The following is a 20,175-nucleotide window of genomic DNA, read 5'->3' as shown; positions in this document are numbered from 1 at the left end:
GCCGGGCCCCGCCTTCCCGCACCGCCCGTGCCCCGCCCGCGCCCAAGGTCCGTGAGGGGAACCCTGAGGGACTCAGAGTCCCTCAGGGTTCCCCTCACGGACCTGAGGGCAGCCGCCCGGCTGAGGCTGTGGGGGAGTCCTTCGCGGACGTCGGGAAGAATGCCGGGCGTCCCGGTGTTGTGCAGGTCATCTCCGGAAAAAAGTTCAACTAATCTAGAGGTTTTCACGAGCTGGGGGAACACTCCAATGGACAACACTTGGGCGCTGCTGAGCTCCGCGATGCGGGCGGGCGACGCGCCGAAAGCGCTGACCCGGGGCACGGTCCGCCGGGTCGCGCGGTTCGCCCGCCCGCACTGGAAGCGGCTGCTGGCCTTCCTGGTGCTCACCGTGATCTCGGCGGTGCTCGCCGTGACGACGCCGGTGCTCGCGGGCAAGGTGGTCGACGCGATCGTCGGCAAGCACGAGCTGAACGTGGTGATCTGGCTGTCGGTGGTGATCGCGGTGCTGGCGATCCTCGACGCCGGGCTCGGCCTCGCCGAACGCTGGCAGTCCGCGCGGATCGGCGAGGGGATCATCCTCGACCTGCGCGTGGCGGTGTTCGAGCACGTGCAGAAGCTGCCGATCGCGTTCTTCACCCGGACTCGCACCGGTGCGCTGGTCAGCAGGCTCAACAACGACGTGATCGGCGCGCAGCGCACCTTCACCGCGACTTTGTCTGGTTTGGTCACCAACGTGATCCAGCTGGTGCTGTCGCTGATCGTGATGATGTCGCTCTCGTGGCAGGTCACGCTCGTCGCGCTGGTGCTGTTGCCGATTTTCGTACTGCCCGCCCGGCGGCTCGGCCGCCGCATGGCCGGACTGCAGCGCGAGGCCGCGCAACTCAACGCCGGGATGACCACGCAGATGACCGAACGGTTCTCCGCGCCGGGCGCCACGCTGGTGAAGCTCTTCGGCCGGCCGCGCCGGGAGGTCGCCGACTTCAGCCTCCGCGCCGGACGGGTGCGCGACATCGGCGTGCGCACCGCGATGCTGACGCGCTGGTTCATGACGAGCCTGACGCTCGTGTCGGCGCTCGCGCAGGCGCTCGTATACGGCCTCGGCGGCTACCTGGCGCTCACCGGGAAGCTCGAACCGGGCACCGTGGTGGCGCTGGCGCTGCTGCTGACCCGGCTGTACACGCCGCTGACCGCGCTCGCGAACGTGCGCGTGGACGTGATGACCGCGCTGGTGTCGTTCGAGCGCGTCTTCGAGGTGCTGGACCTGGAACCGATGATCAAGGAACCGGCGGAGCCGAAGAAACTGCCCGAAGGCGGCGTTTCGGTCGAATTCTCCGACGTGCGGTTCGGATACCCGGCGGCGGACAAGTTCTCGCTCGCCTCGCTGGAAGACGTGGCCACTTTGGACAGCCGAGGCGGCGACGAAGTGCTGCACGGCCTCAGCTTCCGCGCGGAAGCCGGGCAGATGGTCGCGCTGGTCGGTTCGTCCGGTGCGGGCAAGTCGACGATCGCTTCGCTGCTCCCGCGGCTGTACGACGTGGACGCCGGTTCGGTCCGGTTGTCCGATGTGGACGTCAAGGACCTGAGTTTCGCTTCGCTGCGGGAAACCGTCGGCGTGGTGACCCAGGACGGGCACTTGTTCCACGACACGATCCGCTCCAACCTGAGCTACGCGCGCCCGGCCGTCACGGACGACGAGATCTGGGCCGCGCTGGAGAAGGCCCGGCTGGGCGACCTGGTGCATTCGCTGCCGGACGGACTGGACACGACCGTCGGCGAACGCGGTTACCGGCTCTCCGGCGGGGAACGGCAGCGGCTCACCATCGCGCGATTGCTGATCGCGCAGCCGAAGGTCGTGGTGCTGGACGAGGCGACCGCGCACCTGGATTCGGAATCCGAGGCCGCGGTGGGCGAAGCGCTCACCGGCGCGCTGGAAGGCCGGACGTCGCTGGTGATCGCGCACCGGCTGTCGACCGTGCGGGCGGCGGATCTGATTCTCGTGGTGGAGAACGGGGACATCGTGGAGCGCGGGACGCACGAAGAGCTGCTGGCGCGGGAGGGGCGGTACGCGGAGCTGTACCACACGCAGTTCTCGGAGGAGCCGGCCGCGGCGTAGGGGGCTCGTGAGTGTTGATCACGGTTCTAACCGTGATCAACACTCACGACGTCCTCAGCGCAACGCAGGCACCCGGGGCTCGTACTTGGCCAGCAGCGCCGCATTCGCCGCGTCGCCGCCCTCCACATTGGAGCTGCGCCACAACGGAACGTCGAGCCCCTCGGCGGCGCCCCGGTCATAAACCTCGGCCAGAATCAAATTCCACAGAAACGCATTGACCACAGTGGACAGTGGCCCGGTACGCGGCGCGGACGCCGGATAGCTGGCATCGCCGGGAATCACCAGCGAATCCAGCACCACACTGCCTTCCTCGACCAACGTCGTGGCCGACCGACGCGGTGCGGCGGCCACACAGGCCCGCGACGTCACGGCGATCACTGCGGCGCCTCGGCGGCGCGCACCGGCGGCAAGTTCGACCGGGTACGGGTTCACGCCGGACGTGGAGAAGACGACCAGCACGTCCTCCGGCCCCGGCGCGCGTTCGGCCAGGACCTCTTCGGCGAGCCCGGAACGGCGCTCGGTGCGCGTGCTGTGCTGCGCGCCGTGCAGCGGCAGCAGTTCCGGGTGGTACACCGGATACACGCAGGCGAGCCCGCCCGCGCGGTAGAACGTCTCGGCGACCGCGGCCAGCGAATGCCCGGCGCCGGCGGTGAAGACCAGCGCGTCGGCTCGGATCACCCCCAGCAGCAGGTCCGCGGCGGCGGACACCTGCGCGGCATTGGCCTCCGCTGCCGCCGCAAGCTGGTCCGAAGTGCTCTTCACGAGATCCGTGGCGCTCACCACACCTGCCCTTCCTCGCGGGTCCGGGCACCGAATCTATCGGGTGGACACGCTTCGTGGTGGATTACCGTGGAGTTGATCGAAGTGGGGGTGCCGGTGAACGGGAAACGGCAAGGCGGCCAGGCGGATCCGGCCGTGCGCGTGTGGCAGGCCCCCGGGCAGACCCGCGCGGTGGCGCTCGTGCTGCACGGCGGGGCCGAACGCAGCACCGCGGTCGTCCAGCCGTGGCGGCTGGCGTATCAGCGCATGGTGCCGCTGGCCCGTTCGCTGCACCGCGCCGGAAGGCGGCACGGCCTGGAAGTCCGGCTGATGCGGAACCGGCTGTACGGCTGGAACGACCGGATGGAAAGCCCGGTGCCGGACGCCCGCTGGGCCCTCGAACGGATCCGTGCCGACCATCCCGGGCTCCCGGTGGTCCTTGTCGGCCATTCGATGGGCGGCCGCGTCGCGCTCCGGGTCGCCGACGATCCGGCGGTGACCGGGGTGTGCGCGATGGCCCCGTGGACGCCGCCGGGCGAGCCGGTGGACGCCGTGGCGGGCCGGGCCGTGCTGATCGCGCACGGCACCCGCGACCGGATGACCTCGCCCGCCGAGTCCTACGCCTTCGCCGCGCGCGCCCGCGAGGTCACCGACCTGGTGGCGCGGTTCGAGATCGCCGGGGAAGGCCATTCGATGCTGCGCCGTCCCGCGGTCTGGACCCGGCTCATGTGTGCTTTCACACTGGACCGGATCGGAGTGGGCGAGACGGACGAAACTCTCCGTCAGGCCTGGTCCCGCCCTTCCGGCGACCGGCTGCGCATTCCGGGGTAACCGGAGGGCGCGGCCCGGTCGCGAGGGCAGCGGGGACGAAGCGGGAATATCATGGGGAAGGGCTCGAAAGCCCGTTCGGAGGGAGTGTCTTGTCCACGTCACGAGTCGATCCGACAGTGGTCTCGCAGCCGGTGCCCGACGAATCCCGATGGCCCGGTCTCGCCACGCCGCCGCATTCGCCGTTGCGGGCGCGCGCGGCCGAGGCGCTGTTCCGGCACGCGGTGAAATCGCTGGACGTGCGCGTCACGTTCCCGGACGGCACGGTGCTCGGCGCGGGCGGCCCGGAGGCGCCGGAGATGCGCATCCACCGGCCCTCGGCGTTCTTCCACCGGCTCGGCGCCGACGCGAAGATCGGCTTCGGCGAGGCGTACCTGGTCGGCGACTGGACGGCGGACGACCTGGCCGGCGTCCTCACGCCCTTCGCAGAGCGGCTGGCGACGCTCGTGCCGCCGTTCCTGCAGCGCTTCCGCCGGATCGCCGAGCGCATGCAGCCGTCCGAGGAAGAGAACACCGTCGAGGGCGCGCGGTCGAACATCCACCGGCACTACGACCTGTCGAACGACCTGTTCAGCGCGTTCCTGGACGAATCGATGATGTACTCGTCGGCGCTGTTCGGCCCCGGGGATACGCTCACCCAGGCGCAGTACCGCAAGCTCGACAGCGTGCTCGACTACGCCGGCGTGCGCAAAGGCAGCGAGGTGCTGGAGATCGGCACCGGATGGGGCGAACTGTCCATCCGGGCGGCCTCGCGCGGCGCGAAGGTCACGTCGCTGACCATCTCGCAGGAACAGAAGGTGCTCGCCGACGCCCGGATCGCCGAAGCGGGCCTTTCCGACCGCGTGGACGTGCGGCTGTGCGACTACCGCGAGGCCACCGGCGAGTACGACTCGGTGGTCAGCGTGGAGATGATCGAAGCGGTCGGCGCGTCCTACTGGCCGACGTTCTTCTCCACGATCGGCAAGCGCTTGCGCCCGGGCGGGCAGTTCGGCCTGCAGGCGATCACCATGGACCACGACCGGATGCTGGCCGCGGCCAAGTCCTACACGTGGATCCACAAGTACGTCTTCCCCGGCGGCATCATCCCGTCGGTGCAGGCGATCGAGGACGGGATGCGCGAGAACACCCGGCTGAAGCTGGCCGGGATGCGCGAGTTCGGCCAGGACTACGCCCGCACGCTCAAGCTGTGGCGGGACCGCTTCCAGCAGCGCTGGGACGACATCCGCGGCTTCGGGTTCGACGACGTGTTCCGGCGGATGTGGGAGTTCTATCTCGCCTACTCCGAGGCCGGGTTCCGGTCGGGGCATCTGAAGGTCCACCAGTTCGGGTTCGCCGACCCGCGCTGAGGCTGTCTCTCCCCGCCGGAACAACCCGCGTAGGGTCCCGCACGTCCAACGCAGGAGGGCCGCGCAGGACACTGTGCGGCCACGCGCACCCACCGGATCGGGGAGACAGGCCCATGACGTACGGAGGCGACGACGGCAGGCGGCGGATGCCGCCCAGGCCACCGCAGCCCCCCGCACGCCCGCGCCAGCAGCAGCGGGCGCAGATGATGCCGCTGCCGGGCAGAGGGCAGAGCCCCTACGACGGCCGCACCCGGCCGATGGGCGCGCGCGGCGAGGCCCCCGCCCCGCCGCCGCCCGGGCCGCCGAGGCAGGACCCGCCGGAGTACGGGGGCCGGCAGCCGCGGCCGCGGCGTCGCCGCCGGTGGAGCGTCGGCAAGATCCTGATGACGCTGCTCATCGTGTTCGTGCTGTTCATCGGCGGGATCTGGGCGTACCTGGAGTTCAGCATCAACCGGGTGGACGCGATCGGCGACTACTCCGGGCGCCCGGCCGCGGCGTCGGGCACGAACTGGCTGATCGTCGGGTCGGACAGCCGCCAGGGCCTGTCCGCGGCGGACGAGGAGCGGCTGGCCACCGGCGACTCCGGCGAGGCGGGCGGGCAGCGCACCGACACCATCATGATCGCGCACCTCCCGGACAATTCGACCAAACCGACGCTGCTGAGCCTGCCGCGCGACTCGCAGGTGAAGATCCCCGGCCACGGCACGAGCAAAATCAACGCCGCGTTCGCGCTCGGCGGGCCGAAACTGCTGGTCCAGACGGTCGAACAGGCCACCGGCCTGCACATGGACCACTACGCGGAGATCGGCTTCGGCGGCTTCGCGAACATCGTCGACGCGATCGGCGGGGTCGACATGTGCATCGAGAAGGACATGAACGACCCGATGACCGGCATCGACATCAAGGCGGGCTGCCAGAAGCTCGACGGACGCTCGGCGCTCGGCTTCGTCCGGATGCGGCACGCCGACGCGACGCCGCGCTCGGACCTCGACCGGGTGGCGAACCAGCGCAAGTTCATCGGCGCGCTCGTGAGCCAGATCGCGAGCCCCGGGACGCTGTTGAATCCGTTCGACTTCTTCCCGCTGCTGGGTTCCGCGCCGGACGCGCTGACCATGGACACCGGCGACCACGTGCACAACCTGGTCGGCCTGGCGATCGCGATGCGCGGCATTTCCTCCGACGGGGTTACGACCACGACGATGCCGATCACCGACGCGTCAGCGCAGCACTGGGACAAGAAGAAGTCCGGGCAGCTGTTCGACGCGCTGAAGAACGACACCGAGGTGCCGCCGGACATCGTGATGCACTGACGTTCTGCTGCGAGACGGCGGCGGGCCTGGCGAAATTCGCGAGCCTGTCGCCGTTTCTGCTGTCAGGATGACCGCATGGACACTCTCACCGACGGTGTGGTCACCCTCGTACGCTGGCGCCCGGAGCATCGGGACGCGCAGGTGGCGGCCGTCGTGGGATCCCTGGACCATCTGGCCGCGTGGATGCCGTGGGCGATCGACGGCTACGACGAGGCCAAGGGCGATGAGTTCCTCGCGCGCGCGGCTTCGCAGTGGGAGAGCGGCGAGGAATACAACTACGCGATCTACCCGCCGAATGACGAACTGGCGGGCAGTTGCGGCTTGATGCGTCGCGGTGACGGGTGGGAGATCGGGTACTGGCTCGCGAAATCCCAGACTGGCAAGGGATTTGTGACCCGGGCGGGCGCTTTGCTGGTTGAGTTGGCTTGGCGGCTCGATGCCGCGCATGTGCTGATCAAGCACGATTCGCAGAACGTGCGCAGCGGCGCGGTTCCGGTGCGGCTGGGATTTTCCCGGGTCGGGGAGGAACCGGCGGAGGGGCGGATTCCGTCGGCTTGCCGCGGGATGAACGTGGTGTGGCGGCTTGAGCGGGCCGCGTGAGGGCGCTTCTCGTGGCGAGGGCGCACCGGTTCGGTCGAATCCCTGCCGTGGTCAGGCCAGAATCCGATCGGCTACCAGCTGCAATTCTTCCGGCAGGCTCTGCCCCGGCCGGCAGCGAAGCCGCATGACTTCCTCGACTAAAGCGACCAGTACTCTCCTCACAGATTCGGGTGCGCGCGTGTCACATCGCTTGACGGGGACGGCGGGGTCGATCGCAAGCGCTTTGCGGACGTCCTTGATTTTGTGGCGGACGATGCCGTCCATCACGTTCACCGCCACGACGTAGGGAATGCCGCGGTGCTCCAGATAGTCGAGATAGGGGAATGCGTCGGCCAGCTGGCCAGTGTCGACCAGAACGATTCCCCCGAGGGAGTTAATGGCGATATCGTCGAATTCTGCGGTGGTCTGGAGCGGATCGGGCATACCGTACAGGTAGAGGGCTAAATCAGTGGCCAGTACGAGCTTTCCCAGGTCACTCGCGCCTCGATCCATTCTGTCGGCTCCGCCGAACGCCGGTGGAGCGGTGTACAGAACCTGAGAGCAAATGGAGGCCACGAGAGTTGACTTCCCTGCCCCGGTTCCGCCCGCCACGACAATCGTGGTGAACGATGGATCGTCGGCGGAACGCGGTTCGGATTTTTTCTGCACCACGAGTTCCAGTGACGGCCGGGCCAGGCTCGCCGACTGCCCATCGTGGGCGGGTGCGGAAGTAATCGCAGCTGGTGCTTCGGACCTGTCGGACACGACGCTGATGCGGGAGACAGCGGGAGCGGTAATGATGTCGTCATGCACTTTTCGCGTGCATTCGACGAGCTGGCCGAGTTGCTCCCGCGACTTCGAAGCCAGCCGCGCACGAAGCTGCTCCGCGCCGACCCGCAAGTGTGCCGGCCGGGGCGATACTGGCTGCCGACCGGCACGGATCAACCGGTCAATGATTTCCTCGTTCATGACTGTGCCCCCGAGCCCAGCTGTCTCGTGCGCTCCGGCCGAGCCGCGCCGACGAGACCGTCAACGTACTCGTCGAGCCGTCCGTCCGAACGAAGCAACTTGGCGGCCTTGGCCAGGAGCCGCCGGAGCTGACTGCGGTGGACGCCCATGACCGCAGCGGCCTCGTCCTGGGAAAGCTGATCGACGGCGACAAGAACCAGCGCTCGTCGCATACGGTCCTCCAGCGGCGCTTCTGCGATCGCGCGCGCCAAGTCGACCCGCTGCTCCACCGATTCGTACGGGCTAGACCACTCCCGGGCGAGCACAAGCTCGTCTGACGGCTCGACGAGAACGCTGTGCCGCCTTCGCCGTTCCGCGCGCCAATAGCTGGCCACCTTGTTGCCTGCGATGCCGAAGAGCAGTCTGCAGAAATCGGACGGCGGGCATCTCTTAGTGTCGACGTACGCGGCGAATGCTTCCAAGGTCTCCCAGTACACCGCTTCGGCGTCGTGCACATCGGGTATCCGCCGTCGGACGAAGCTGTGCAGTTTGTCTTGCACCTGATCGAGCGCGAGGACCGTGGCCAGCGGGTCGCGGCCGCCGTACCCGGGCGGCGGTTCGCTCTCGGTCGCGTCGACCGGGTCTGTCACCGGGCAGTGTCCTTCGCGATGACGGTTATCGACCACTTGGCCCCGTCCGGCTCGTGCGACTGCACCTTGGCGTTCGCTCCCGCTGTCGCCGCTGTTGCCACCAGGCCGATCATGGTGTCGCTCCGGCGGCGGGCACGCGCCGACTCGATTCTCGCCCGCAGCGCTGAGTCGGCGAGCCGGACGATCCCAGGACGGCGAACCACCGCCCACTCCTCGCCGGATCCTTGCTCCCCCTGCTTGGTCATCTCCGGTCTCCTTCGCGCTCGAACCTCACGACCCCTACATCGCTCGCACCGGCGTTGCCGGGTCGCCGTCGACGGAGTTTTCGAGATCGATTTCGCGAGAAGGAGCACGCCGGTCAGGCGTCCGCGCGTTCCCGCAGCACCTTCAACGCCCGATCGGCATGCGCGGTGAAGTTCAGCTCGCTCTTGATCACGTCCAGCACCCGCCGGTCTTCCGCGATCACGAACGTCTGCCGTTTCGTGTGCAGGGGCAGGATCTTGCGCCACACGCCGAACTGCTTCGCCACCGCACCGTCCACATCGGACAGCAGGGGGTAGTCGAAACCGTGCTTGGCGGAGAACTCGCGTTGTTTGCCGACGGCGTCCGGGCTGATGCCGACGCGTTGTGCGCCCGCCTCGGCGAATTCCGCGGCCAGGTCCCGGAAGTGGCAGCTTTCGGCGGTGCAGCCGGACGTCATCGCGGCCGGGTAGAAGAACAGCACGACCGGGCCGTCGGCGAGTAAGGCCGACAGGGTGCGCTCCACGCCCTGGTCGTCGGGGAGGGTGAAGTCGGGGGCGAGGTCGCCAGGCTGCATCGCGGAGAGGGTCCTTCCAAAGGGGGTCTTGCCCGGAGTTCGGAGCCGCCGCGGCGGCGGATGGGTCAGCTGGCGTGCCGGGCGATCATTTCGTCTACCTCGTCGCCCGTCGCGGACTCCGCCACGAACGAACCTCGCGCCGCCAGAACTCCCTGTTCCCGCAGGCGGTCCGCGTGGCCGGCGTCGCGCACGCCTTCCGCGCCGATGCGCAGGCCCAGCTCCTTCGCCCGCGTGACCAGCTGCGACAGGTGCCGCACGTCGGTCTCGGCCGGGTCGGGTCCGGCCAGTGCGTCGACTACCGGGCCGCTGAGGATCACGTGCTTGACCGGGAGCCGGTACCGCGGGATCAGTTCCAGGTCGGACGATCCGGAGATGGTGAGCACGAGCTGCGCGCCCAGGTCGGCGAGGACGGTGAACGAGTCCAGCACCTCGCCCTCGTCGTCGAACATCGACGTGCGGTCGGTGCACAGCCGCAGCGCCCGTGCGGGCAGGCGGTGCCGGTCCAGCTGGTTCTTGACCAGCAGCACCAGGTCCTGGTCGATGGCGAGGCGCTTCGGCAGCCGGATGCAGACGTCCGGCGCGGCGGGGCCGTACCGCTCACGCCAGCGCGCGGTCGCGCCGAGCGACTCCTGCAGTAGCCATTTGCCCAGCGGCACGGTCATTCCGGTGGTCTGCGCGAGCGGATAGAACTCCTCGGGGCCGAGTTCGCCGCGTTCGGGATGGCTCCAGAGCAGCCCGGCGTTGACCGCGGCGATCTCGTCCGGCTTCGCGAGCTTGACCGTCGGCTGGTAGATCAGCGAGAACTCGCCGTTCTCCAGCGCACCGGCGATCACCGCGCCGAGCTGGTAGCGGTTGCGGTCCCGCGCGTCCAGCTGCGGGTCGAACAGCATCCACTGCGCTTTGCCCGCTTCTTTGGCGCGGTGCAGCGCTAGTTCGGCCGCGCGCAGCAGGTCGCCGTGGCTGCCTTCGTTCGCCGGGCGCACGACGATCCCGATGCTCGCGCTGACGCCGATGCCGTGCCCGTCGACGTACACCGGCTCGCTGAGTTCGTCCAGCACCCGGTCGGCGAGCACGACCGTCTTCTGCCCGGTCAGCTCGGAACCGCGCAGCAGCACCGCGAACCCGTCGCCGGACAGCCGGGCGACGTAGCTCTCGTGCTGGCCGTCGAACACGGCCTTCAGCTTCCCCGAGATCGCCTTCAGCACCAGGTCGCCCATGCCGGCGCCGAGGCCGTCGTTGATCACCTTGAACCCGTCGATGTCCAGGTACAGCAAGGCGATCTCGGCGGAGCTGCCCGAGCCGAGCGCGGCCTCCAGCTGCGCGGTGAACGCGGCGCTGTTGGGCAGTCCGGTGAGCGGATCGTGCAGGTTCTGGTGGCGCAGCCGTTCGCCGAGGAGATGCACGTCGTCGGTGTCGGCCGCCATCACCACCGGGAAGAACGACCCGGGCCGGTCGCCGGGCAGCGACGTGATGGTGACGTTCGTGGTGAGCCCGCCGTCGCGGCTGTGGTCGAGGTGCACGCCGCGGACGGTCCGGCGGGTTTCGCCGGTGAGCGGCAGCCCGTCGAGAGCGCTGCGCAGCCGCTCGGCGTCCTGCGGCCCGGCGGCGAGATCGGCGACGTGCTTGTCCCGCAGCTCCGTCGTGGACGTGCCGAGCAGCCGCGCCATCGCGGCGTTCGCCTCGACGACGGTTCCGGCCGCGTCGGTGAGGGCGATGCCGAGCGGCGCGGAGGAGAAGAGCGCGGTGAACCGGCGCGTGGCGCCCGTGTCTTCGGGGCGCTCGGCGACCTCGCCGGCGAAGTCGAGCAGGATCCGCTCCACCTCGGCGGGAGGGAGCGTTACTCCGTTGGTGTCGGTCAGCGCCGCCGCGTACTTGCGCGCGACGTCGACCAACCCTGGCGTGGCACCAGGCTCCGGCACACTCCACCTCTTCATATGCGGACAAAGACCAGCTCAGGCCCGGTGCGGAGGGTCCGAAGACCCACACTGGGTACGAGTTGGCCGCAAGTGATGCCACGGCATCACGGACCAAACAGGGTGTCTACCGGCTGAACGAGTGATGGGCACTACACAACTGGTGACATCAAGTCACCTTGAGTACACGAAGGTGGCCTGTACTGCGGTTTTGTCTCCAGCTGTCGACCTTTCTGTCCCGCTCGGCGGCCGTCAACGATAGGCCAACCGGGCCGGGAGTCCGTCGGCGGGCACCGGAAGCGAGACGTAGTCCCACTTGGCGACGTAGTCCTCGGGCACCGACCAGCGGTGCGCCCGCAGCAGCTCGTGCATGAGCGCCTTGACTTCCAAGCCGCCGAACTGCAGCCCGATGCACTTGTGCGCGCCGCCGCCGAACGGCATCCAGGCGAACCGGTGCGACTTGTCCTCGCGGCGGTCCGGGCTGAACCGCTCGGGGTCGAAGCGCAGCGGGTCGGTCCAGTACTCGGGGGAGTAGTGGTTCAGCGTCGGCGAAACCGCGACCATCGTGCCTTCCGGCAGGTAGTGGCCAAGGACCGAAGTGTCCTTTGTGGTCTTTCGCGCCAGCGACGGCACCGGGGCGCGCAGCCGCAGCGCCTCTTTCATGACGAGGTCCAGCGTTTCGAGGCTCTCCAACGCTTCGAGGTCCGGCAGGTCGTCGCCGAGGCGCAGCGACTCCTCGCGGGCGCGGTCCTGCCATTCCGGGTGTTTCGCGAGGTAGTAGGCCATCGCGCTGGCGGTGATGGTGGTCGTGTCGTGCGCGGCCATCATCAGGAAGATCATGTGGTTGACGATGTCGGCGTCGCTGAACCGGTCGCCGTCCTCGGAGACCGCGTGGCAGAGCGCGGAGAACAGGTCGTCGCCGTCCGCGTCGCGCTTCGCCGCCAGGTTCTCGCCGAAATACCGCTCGAGCGTCCGCCTGCCGCGCAAACCCGCGGCCCAGCGGCCGCCAGGCACCGGATACCGCACCACGGCGGTACCGGCGCGCACAGCGGCCACGAACGCGCGGTTGATGCGCTCGGCGTCGGCGGCCGAGCGCAGGCCCATGAAAACCTGGGTCGCGACGTCCAGCGTCAGCTGTTTGAACGCCCAATACAGCTGGGGCCGGCCGGACGGCAGCGCGGCGACGCCTTCGCGCAGCGCCGGGCCCATCTGCGCGACGTAGCCGCGGAGCCGGTCCCGGGTGAACGCCTCCTGCATGATCCGCCGGTGCAGGTGGTGCTCGCCGAAATCGAGCAGCATGAGCCCGCGCTCGAAGAACCGCTCGATGAAGAACTTCCAGCCCTCCTGGGAAAACGCCTTGTCTTTGTTCACGAGCGCGGTCTGGGTGGCGTCCGGCCCGGAAAGCGTCACGATCCGCTGGCCGAACACGCCCATCCACGACACCGGGCCGAACTGCTCGAAGCGGCGCAGGCTGAAGTCGAGGCCGAACCGCATCCCGTCGAGCGTGTGCCCGATCAGCGGCGGCCCGTCGTCGCCGAGGACCGGTTTCAGGCCGCTGCCCGGCGGGGGCGCGGCGAGTTCGCGGACCGGCCACCGCGCGCCGAGCCAGCGTTCGTCGACCTTGCGCGGCAACGGGATCGCGGTCAGCGGCGGGATCCGGCCGCGCAGGTTTTCCGAGAGCCGGGTGACGCCGTCGCTGCCGGCGTGCGCGAGGGTGCCGAGCGCGCCGCCCGCCGTCGGAATTCCGGTTTTCGAGGTCACGTCCGCCATGGCGGCCCTCCCGGTCCGGGGTGTCGGTCGCCCTCCACGGTCCCCTGTTATTGACGCCTTGACAATACTTGCGGCTTGGCCGTTCGGGTGATCCTCGGACGCGACTCGGCCGCGCCCTGGCGAACCAGAGCGCGGCCGGGCGTTCAGCGGTCGGCGCGGGGAGGGGATCAGTCCCAGTCGAGGGCGCCGCCGGACTGGTATTCGATGACGCGGGTTTCGAAGAAGTTCTTCTCCTTCTTCAGGTCCATCGCTTCCGACATCCACGGGAACGGGTTCTCGTTCTCGCCGTAGATCGGGGCCAGCCCGATCTGCTGCGCGCGCCGGTCGGTGATGAAGTGCATGTACTGCTCGCACAGGTCAGCCGACAGGCCGAGCATGCCGCGCGGCATGGTGTCGCGGGCGTACTTGACTTCCAGTTCGCACGCGTCCTGCAGCATCCCGCGGATCTCGGCCTGGAACTCTTCGGTCCACAGGTGCGGGTTCTCGATCTTGATCTGGTTGATGCAGTCGATGCCGAAGTTCAGGTGGATCGACTCGTCGCGCAGGATGTACTGGTACTGCTCGGCGATGCCGACCATCTTGTTCCGCCGGCCCAGCGACAGGATCTGCGCGAAACCGGTGTAGAACCACATGCCTTCGAAGATCACGTAGAACGCCACGAGGTCGCGCAGGAACGCCTGGTCGGCCTCCGGCGTGCCGGTCTCGAAGTCCGGGTTCTCCAGGTTCTGCGTGTACTTCAGCGCCCACGCGTCCTTGTCCGAAATGGACGGGACCTCGCGGTACATGTTGAACAGCTCGCCCTCGACCAGGCCGAGGCTTTCGCAGATGTACTGGAAGGTGTGCGTGTGCACGGCCTCCTCGAAGGCCTGGCGCAGCAGGTACTGGCGGCACTCCGGGTTGGTGATCTGCCGGTACACCGCGAGCACGATGTTGTTGGCCACCAAGGACTCCGCCGTGGCGAAGAAGCCGAGGTTGCGCTTGAGCATCTGCCGCTCGTCCTCGGTGAGGCCGTCCGGCGACTTCCACAGCGCGATGTCGGCCTGCATCGCGACCTCGGTCGGCATCCAGTGGTTGTTGCACGCCGCGAGGTACTTGTCCCACGCCCACCGGTACTTCATCGGCAGCAGCTGGTTGACGTCGGCGCGCGCGTTGATCATCCGCTTGTCGTCGACGTTGATCCGGGCCGCGCCGACCTCGATCTCGCCGAGGCCGGTCGCGTCCGTCGTTTCCACGTTCGTCATTCAGGTCACCTTGGGAGTCGGGGTCGTGAGTGGCGATGCCGGTTAGAACCGGCATCGCCACTCACGAGGCGTTACTGGCAGGCTTCGCAGTCGGGGTCGTCGATCCGGCAGGCAGCGCCCTCGGCGGCGACGAAGTCGACGTCGGTCTTCGGCAGCTCCTTCGGCTCCGCGGGGACGGCCGGAACCGCGGCGGCGGGCGACGGCGACGGCGCGGGGGAGGCGGCCGGAACCGCGGCGGACGGCGACGGCGAGGCTGCCGGAGCGGGAGAAGCAGCCGGGGCAGCGGCGGCCGGGGCGGCCGGAGCCGGAGTGGCGGAGACGGCGTTCAGCTTGCCGTCGGTGCCGCGCAGGGTGCTCTTCTCCACGTGCGTCGCGGACTGCGCCCGCAGGTAATACGTGGTCTTGAGGCCCTTGTGCCAGGCGTAGCGGTACAGCTCGTCGAGCTTGCGCCCGCTCGGAGCCGCGATGTACAGGTTCAGCGACTGAGCCTGGTCGATCCACTTCTGCCGCACCGAACCGGCGTCCACGATCCACTTCGACTCGATCTCGAAGGCGGTCGCGTAGAGCGCCTTGAGGTCGTCCGGGACGCGGTCGATCTGCCCGAGGCTGCCGTCGAAGTACTTCAGGTCGCTGACCATGACCTCGTCCCACAGGCCGCGCGCCTTGAGGCTCTTGACCAGGTGCGGGTTGACGACGGTGAAGTCGCCGGACATGTTCGACTTGACGTACAGGTTCTGGAACAGCGGCTCGATCGACTGGCCGACGCCGGAGATGTTGGAGATCGTCGCGGTCGGCGCGATCGCCATCACGTTGGAGTTGCGCATGCCGACGGTCTTGACGCGCTCGCGCAGCGGGGCCCAGTCCAGCGTCGTGGAGGTGTCGACGTCGAGGCCGTCGCCCTGGCGGGCGTCGATGAGCAGCTGCATCGAGTCGATCGGCAGGATTCCCTTGCTCCACAAGGAACCCTCGAACGTCTGGTACTGGCCGCGCTCCTGCGCGAGATCGGTCGAGGCCGAGATCGCGTAGTAGGAGAGGTGCTCCATCGAGGTGTCGGCGAACTTCACCGCGTCGGCGGACGCGAACGGCACGCCCAGCTCGAACAGCGCGTCCTGGAAGCCCATGATGCCCAGGCCGACCGGACGGTGGCGCAGGTTGGAGCGCCGCGCCTCCGGGATCGTGTAGAAGTTGATGTCGATCACGTTGTCGAGCATGCGCACCGCGGTGCGCACGGTCTTCTCGAGCCGCTCAGTGTCCAAACCGGACGGAGTGACGTGCTTGAGCAGGTTCACCGAGCCGAGGTTGCAGACCGCGACCTCGTCGGTGTTCGTGTTCAGCGTGATCTCGGTGCACAGGTTGGACGAGTGCACGACGCCGACGTGCTGCTGCGGCGAACGCAGGTTGCACGGGTCCTTGAAGGTGATCCACGGGTGGCCGGTCTCGAACAGCATGGTCAGCATCCGCCGCCACAGTTCGACCGCGCGGACCTTGCGGAACACCTTGATCTCGCCGCGGGCGGCGGCCGCCTCGTACTCGCGGTAGCGCTGCGCGAACGCGTTGCCGTAGAGGTCGTGCAGGTCCGGCGTCTCGTTCGGCGAGAACAGCGTCCACTCGGCGTTCGCCTCGACGCGGCGCAGGAACTCGTCCGGGACCCAGTTGGCGGTGTTCATGTCGTGCGTGCGCCGCCGGTCGTCGCCGGTGTTCTTGCGCAGGTCGAGGAATTCCTCGATGTCGACGTGCCAGGTCTCCAGGTACGCGCAGGCCGCGCCCTTGCGCTTGCCGCCCTGGTTGACCGCGACCGCGGTGTCGTTGGCGATCTTCAGGAACGGCACGACGCCCTGGGACTGGCCGTTGGTGCCCTTGATGTGCGCGCCGAGGCCGCGGACCGGGGTCCAGTCGTTGCCGAGGCCGCCCGAGTACTTGGCCAGCAGCGCGTTGTTCTTGTACGCCTGGAAGATCGAGTCCAGGTCGTCGTCCACAGTGGTCAGGAAGCAGGACGACAGCTGGGCGCGGTTGGTGCCGCTGTTGAACAGCGTCGGGGTGGACGCCATGAAGTGGAACGTCGACAGCAGTTCGTAGAACTCGATCGCGCGGGCTTCGCGGTTGTCCTCGCGGATCGCCAAGCCCATCGCGACGCGCATGAAGAACGCCTGCGGCAGCTCGAACCGCACGCCGTTGTGGTGCTGGAAGTACCGGTCGTACAGGGTCTGCAGGCCGAGGAAGCCGAAGTCGAGGTCGCGCTCGGCGTGAATGGCGGCGGTGATCTTGTCGAGGTCGAAGCCCAGCAGCTCGCCGTCGACCAGTTCCAGCTCGACCGCGCGGCGCAGGTAGGCGCGGAAGTACGCCGGGTATTCGCTCGCCATCTCGTCCTGGCTGGCCTGTCGCGGCTTCTGCGCGAGGTAGCTCAGCGCTTCGCCGCGCAGCTTGTCCAGCAGCAGCCGGGCGGACACGAACGAGTAGTTCGGCTCCTGCTCGACGAGCACGCGCGCGGCCATGATCTGCGCGAGGGCCAGTTCGTCGGCGGTGATGCCGTCGTAGAGGTTGCGCTTGGCCTCGGCCAGCACCGGCTCGGCGGACACGTCCTCGAGCCCGGCGACGGCCTCGCCGACGACGTGCGAGACGCGCGCCCAGTCGAGCGGGCGCAGCGTTCCGTCGGCGCCCTTGACGCTCAGCGCGACCTCGGCGTGCGCCGGCGCGGCGGCCTCGCGGGCCTTCGAACGCTCGTCGCGGTAGAGGACGTAGGCGCGGGCGACCTTGTGGTGCCCGCCGCGCATCAGGGCGAGTTCGACCTGGTCCTGGATCTGCTCGATGTGCAGCGCGGCCTCCGGGCCGGTGTGGCGCAGCAGAGCCGCCTCGACCTGCCCGGTCAGCTCCGCGACCACGTGGTGCACGCGGGAGGACGCGGCGGCGTCGCCGCCCTCGACCGCGAGGAAGGCCTTGGTCAGCGCCACCGAGATCTTGCCCGCGTCGAAGGGCGAGACGTTTCCGTCCCGCCGGATGACGCGGACCGCGCTCGGGGCCCCCTCCGCCGCCGACGGCGGCCGCTGACCGGTTTCCACTGACATGCGTGTCTCCAACAGTTCCTCGAAATGGGCGCATTCGAGCGGCACACAGCCGATCAAGGCCATGCGCTGCGGTTTCCTCGAAACAGCCCGGCCGCCCTCGTCAAGCGGTCTCCCCGTCGCTGGGGGCTGCCGGTTCCCAGAGACTACATCTTGGGGTCCAAGCTCGCACGGGCCCCAAGGTATGGCGTGTCACTCTCACCCTGGCGGGTTATCCGATCACCGAGGGCAAGATCCGAAGCGGAGCTTCGTGGCGCCCAGTGCCGCACTGGCCACGGGCCGTTTTCCGGCCAGGCAGCCCAGCGGCCCGGCCGGGTTGACCGACCAGTCCGCGGCCGCCGCGCGAGGCTTCCCGCGCCACTCGACCGGGGTACGCAGCGGGCTGCCGCTGAGGGTCTGAGCGATCTCGAAGCGTACCGGGAGTGCGATCGGCAGCCCGAGGCGCGGGGTGAAGGCGGCGGTGGCGATCCAGTCGTCGGAGGTCGCCGCGGTGAAGGTGCGTCCGCCGGTGAAGGTGAAGGCCGCCAGTTCCTTCGGGATGCCCCACAGTTCGCGCCCGCCCGCGCGCGAGATCTCGCTGTCGACCCAGATGTCGGTGATCGACGCGGCGAGCCCGCGGCCGCGCACGGCGACGCAGGAGAGGAGTTCGTGGTAGCTCAGCTGGCCGGTGGGGAGGTAGTCGATCCAGGCGGTGAAGACGGCGGCCTGGTTGTTGAGGAGCAGCGGTTGCGCGCCGGCGGGCAATGCGGGCAGTTCGTCGACGGGGATCCGCCACATCGAGATGCAGGCGTCGGCGGCGAGGTGCCACGGCTCGGGCGGGTATTCGGTCATTCGCTGATCCAGGGCAGATAGGGCGGCAGATCTCGGTCCACGCGCAACGGGAACTCGGGCGGGCGTTTCTGGAAAAAGGAAGCGACGCCCTCGACGGCGTCGGGGTTCGAGCCCAGCTGGGAGATGAGCTTCGAGTCCACCTGGTGGACGTCGAACGGCGACGGGGCGGAGGCCATCCGGTAGAGCAGCTGGCGAGTGACCGCTACAGCTACAGGTGCGGTGGTCTCGGCGATTTCTTTCGCCCTGGTTTGTGCTTGGGCGAGGACGTCGTCGGGCTCGTGAATCTGGTGGACGAGCCCGGCCTGGAGTGCTTCGTCGGGTCCGAAGAGCCGTCCGCTGACCATCCAGTCGACGGCCGCGCCCATCCCGACGAGGCGGGGGAGGAACCACGCGGACGCGCCCTCGGGGTAGATCCCGCGGCGGGTGAAGACGAAGCCGAACTTGGAGTTGGTGGACGCGAACCGGTAGTCGCAGGACAGCGTGATGGTGATGCCCGCGCCGACTGACGCCCCGCGCAACGCGGCGAGCACCGGTTTGTTCATGGTGAAGATCCGCTTCGAGACCCTGCCCGCGGGTTCCTGCCAGTCGTCCGGCGGCCGGTCGCCGAAGTCGAACCCGCCGGAGGAGAGATCGGCCCCGACGGAGAAGTCCTTGCCGGTCGTCCCGAGCACGACCGCGCGGACGTCCTCGTCCCGGTCGGCGCGGCCGAGGGCGTGGGCGAGTTCGTCGGCCATCCGGATCGTGTAGCCGTTGCGGGCCTCGGGCCGGTCGAGGAGAACGGTCGCGACCTTGGCGGCGACCTCGTAGGTGATCTCCGCGTAGGAGTCCATGGGAGGACGGTAGGGCGCCGGGGCCTTGTTTTCAATGTGTCAATAAAGGTTGGGCGGGCGCGTCCGGGGCATGCTCGGATCATGCTGAAGGTGGGCACGGTGGTGCTGGGAGTCGAGGACATGGAGCGCGCGGTCTCGTTCTGGAGCGACGCGCTGGGGTACGCGCGGCGGGACGACGCCAAGGATTTCGTCGTGCTGTTGCCTCCTGACGGCGCGGGGCCGGGGGTGGCGTTCCAGCGGAGTTCGGTGCCGGTGCAGGAGGTGCCGCGGGTGCATCTGGACCTGTACGCCGGGGATGCCGCGGACCAGGCGGCGGAGGTCGAGCGGTTGACCGGGTTGGGGGCGCGGCGGGTCGATTGGCCGCATTACCCGCCGGATCCGGACTTCGTGGTCCTCGCGGACCCGGAAGGCAACCGCTTCTGCGTCATCGACACCTCCCGCGACTGATCTGCTGTCCGTGAGGGGAACCCTGAGGGACTCTGATTCCCTGGGGGTTCCCCTCACGGACTTGGTGTCGGAGCAAAAACAATCAGGCGCGCTTGATTTTTCCGGGGCCAGGGTCCACGCTGGGTCCGCACGAGGTGGTGCGGCGGACGCAGGGAGGCGCAGGAATGGCTGATCTCGCGGGGATCCTCCGGGATCTCGCGGCCGAATCGCAGGCGGTCGACGACCTGGTCGCCGGGCTGCCCGCCGACGGGTGGGCCCGGCCGACGCCGGCGCAGGGGTGGACGATCGCGCATCAGGTCGCGCATCTGGCGTGGACCGACGGCAAATCGCTGATCTCCGCGAGCCGGCCGGAGGACTGGCAGTCCGAGGTCGAAAAGCTGTTGAGTATCGGCGAAAACTACGTCGACGCGGGCGCTGAGGAAGGGGCCGAGCTGCCGCCGGACGAGCTGCTGGCGCAGTGGCGCTCCGGGCGAGCCGCTCTCGCCGAGGCGCTGGCCGCGGTGCCGGACGGGCAGAAGCTGCCGTGGTACGGCCCGCCGATGAGCGCGGCGTCCATGGCGACCGCGCGGATGATGGAGACCTGGGCGCACGGCCAGGACATCGCCGACGCGCTCGGCGTCACGCGCGAGCCCACCGAACGGCTGTGGCACATCGCCCGGTTCGGCACGCGCACTCGCGATTTCGCGTACAAACTCCATTCGCTCGCGCCGCCGACCGAGGAATTCCGGGTCGAGC

18 protein-coding genes are annotated in these 20,175 nt (G+C 68.9%); 7 read left to right on the top strand and 11 right to left on the bottom strand.

Translation table 11 applies throughout. The features are described from left to right. Window positions 1–246: 246 nt before the first annotated feature. Window positions 247–2,112 carry an ABC transporter ATP-binding protein gene (locus D0D37_RS40810; RefSeq protein ID WP_116205923.1) on the top strand — a complete coding sequence of 622 codons (1,866 nt, stop codon included), beginning with the start codon at window positions 247–249 and terminating at the stop codon, window positions 2,110–2,112. Window positions 2,113–2,166: 54 nt separating this feature from the next. Here D0D37_RS40810 and D0D37_RS40805 read toward each other — a convergent pair whose 3' ends face one another. Then, complete coding sequence (locus tag D0D37_RS40805) at window positions 2,167–2,895, bottom strand: sugar isomerase domain-containing protein (RefSeq protein ID WP_116205922.1); 729 nt, start codon at window positions 2,893–2,895, stop codon at window positions 2,167–2,169. A 66-nt stretch (window positions 2,896–2,961) separates the two neighbouring features. Here D0D37_RS40805 and D0D37_RS40800 point away from each other — a divergent pair, with 66 nt between their 5' ends. The 4 genes from D0D37_RS40800 (at window position 2,962) to D0D37_RS40785 (ending at window position 6,955) form a co-directional block, all read left to right on the top strand. After that, the gene (locus D0D37_RS40800) at window positions 2,962–3,702 is read left to right on the top strand and encodes an alpha/beta hydrolase (protein WP_244223850.1); all 741 of its coding nucleotides are present in this window, start codon (window positions 2,962–2,964) and stop codon (window positions 3,700–3,702) included. Window positions 3,703–3,791: 89 nt separating this feature from the next. Beyond that, complete coding sequence (locus D0D37_RS40795) at window positions 3,792–5,045, top strand: SAM-dependent methyltransferase (protein WP_116205921.1); 1,254 nt, start codon at window positions 3,792–3,794, stop codon at window positions 5,043–5,045. 113 nt (window positions 5,046–5,158) lie between these two features. Then, complete coding sequence (locus D0D37_RS40790; protein ID WP_116205920.1) at window positions 5,159–6,355, top strand: LCP family protein; 1,197 nt, start codon at window positions 5,159–5,161, stop codon at window positions 6,353–6,355. A gap of 75 nt (window positions 6,356–6,430) precedes the next feature. Further along, the gene (locus D0D37_RS40785; RefSeq protein ID WP_116205919.1) at window positions 6,431–6,955 is read left to right on the top strand and encodes a GNAT family N-acetyltransferase; all 525 of its coding nucleotides are present in this window, start codon (window positions 6,431–6,433) and stop codon (window positions 6,953–6,955) included. 51 nt (window positions 6,956–7,006) lie between these two features. On the opposite strand, the gene D0D37_RS40780 is transcribed toward D0D37_RS40785, so the two are convergent. The 10 genes from D0D37_RS40780 to D0D37_RS40735 all read right to left on the bottom strand — a co-directional run bounded on the left by D0D37_RS40780 (window position 7,007) and on the right by D0D37_RS40735 (window position 18,993). Beyond that, window positions 7,007–7,903, bottom strand: a complete 897-nt coding sequence (locus D0D37_RS40780) for a GTP-binding protein (RefSeq protein ID WP_116205918.1) — start codon at window positions 7,901–7,903, stop codon at window positions 7,007–7,009. Next, window positions 7,900–8,532, bottom strand: coding sequence for an RNA polymerase sigma factor (locus D0D37_RS40775; RefSeq protein ID WP_116205917.1), 633 nt, complete (start codon window positions 8,530–8,532; stop codon window positions 7,900–7,902). The genes D0D37_RS40780 and D0D37_RS40775 overlap by 4 nt, the downstream gene beginning before the upstream one ends. Continuing rightward, window positions 8,529–8,777: a hypothetical protein gene (locus D0D37_RS40770; RefSeq protein WP_116205916.1), complete on the bottom strand. Its 249-nt coding sequence runs from the start codon at window positions 8,775–8,777 to the stop codon at window positions 8,529–8,531. Before D0D37_RS40770 ends, D0D37_RS40775 begins: the two co-directional genes overlap by 4 nt. Before the next feature lie 113 nt (window positions 8,778–8,890). Continuing rightward, complete coding sequence (locus D0D37_RS40765) at window positions 8,891–9,349, bottom strand: peroxiredoxin (RefSeq protein ID WP_116205915.1); 459 nt, start codon at window positions 9,347–9,349, stop codon at window positions 8,891–8,893. Window positions 9,350–9,414: 65 nt separating this feature from the next. Further along, a complete protein-coding gene (locus D0D37_RS40760) occupies window positions 9,415–11,268 on the bottom strand; it encodes a diguanylate cyclase domain-containing protein (protein ID WP_244223849.1) in 1,854 nt (617 codons plus the stop codon). A gap of 246 nt (window positions 11,269–11,514) precedes the next feature. After that, window positions 11,515–13,032 (bottom strand): cytochrome P450, encoded by a 1,518-nt coding sequence (locus D0D37_RS40755; RefSeq protein WP_244223848.1) that lies wholly within the window; start codon window positions 13,030–13,032, stop codon window positions 11,515–11,517. A 167-nt stretch (window positions 13,033–13,199) separates the two neighbouring features. After that, complete coding sequence (locus D0D37_RS40750; protein WP_116205913.1) at window positions 13,200–14,273, bottom strand: ribonucleotide-diphosphate reductase subunit beta; 1,074 nt, start codon at window positions 14,271–14,273, stop codon at window positions 13,200–13,202. A gap of 71 nt (window positions 14,274–14,344) precedes the next feature. Then, a complete protein-coding gene (locus D0D37_RS40745; protein ID WP_116205924.1) occupies window positions 14,345–17,335 on the bottom strand; it encodes a ribonucleoside-diphosphate reductase subunit alpha in 2,991 nt (996 codons plus the stop codon). A gap of 216 nt (window positions 17,336–17,551) precedes the next feature. Next, window positions 17,552–18,163: an acetoacetate decarboxylase family protein gene (locus D0D37_RS40740; protein ID WP_116205912.1), complete on the bottom strand. Its 612-nt coding sequence runs from the start codon at window positions 18,161–18,163 to the stop codon at window positions 17,552–17,554. Further along, window positions 18,160–18,993: an enoyl-CoA hydratase-related protein gene (locus D0D37_RS40735; RefSeq protein ID WP_116205911.1), complete on the bottom strand. Its 834-nt coding sequence runs from the start codon at window positions 18,991–18,993 to the stop codon at window positions 18,160–18,162. Before D0D37_RS40735 ends, D0D37_RS40740 begins: the two co-directional genes overlap by 4 nt. 81 nt (window positions 18,994–19,074) lie before the next feature. Here D0D37_RS40735 and D0D37_RS40730 point away from each other — a divergent pair, with 81 nt between their 5' ends. Both D0D37_RS40730 and D0D37_RS40725 read left to right on the top strand, forming a co-directional pair. Next, the gene (locus D0D37_RS40730) at window positions 19,075–19,440 is read left to right on the top strand and encodes a VOC family protein (protein WP_116205910.1); all 366 of its coding nucleotides are present in this window, start codon (window positions 19,075–19,077) and stop codon (window positions 19,438–19,440) included. Window positions 19,441–19,604: 164 nt separating this feature from the next. Further along, window positions 19,605–20,175: maleylpyruvate isomerase family mycothiol-dependent enzyme (locus tag D0D37_RS40725; protein ID WP_116205909.1), on the top strand; the 571-nt coding region annotated here is incomplete at its 3' end.

The organism is Amycolatopsis circi (assembly GCF_003385235.1).
GTDB lineage: Bacteria > Actinomycetota > Actinomycetes > Mycobacteriales > Pseudonocardiaceae > Amycolatopsis > Amycolatopsis circi.
This window is presented reverse-complemented; position numbering and strand designations above follow the sequence as displayed.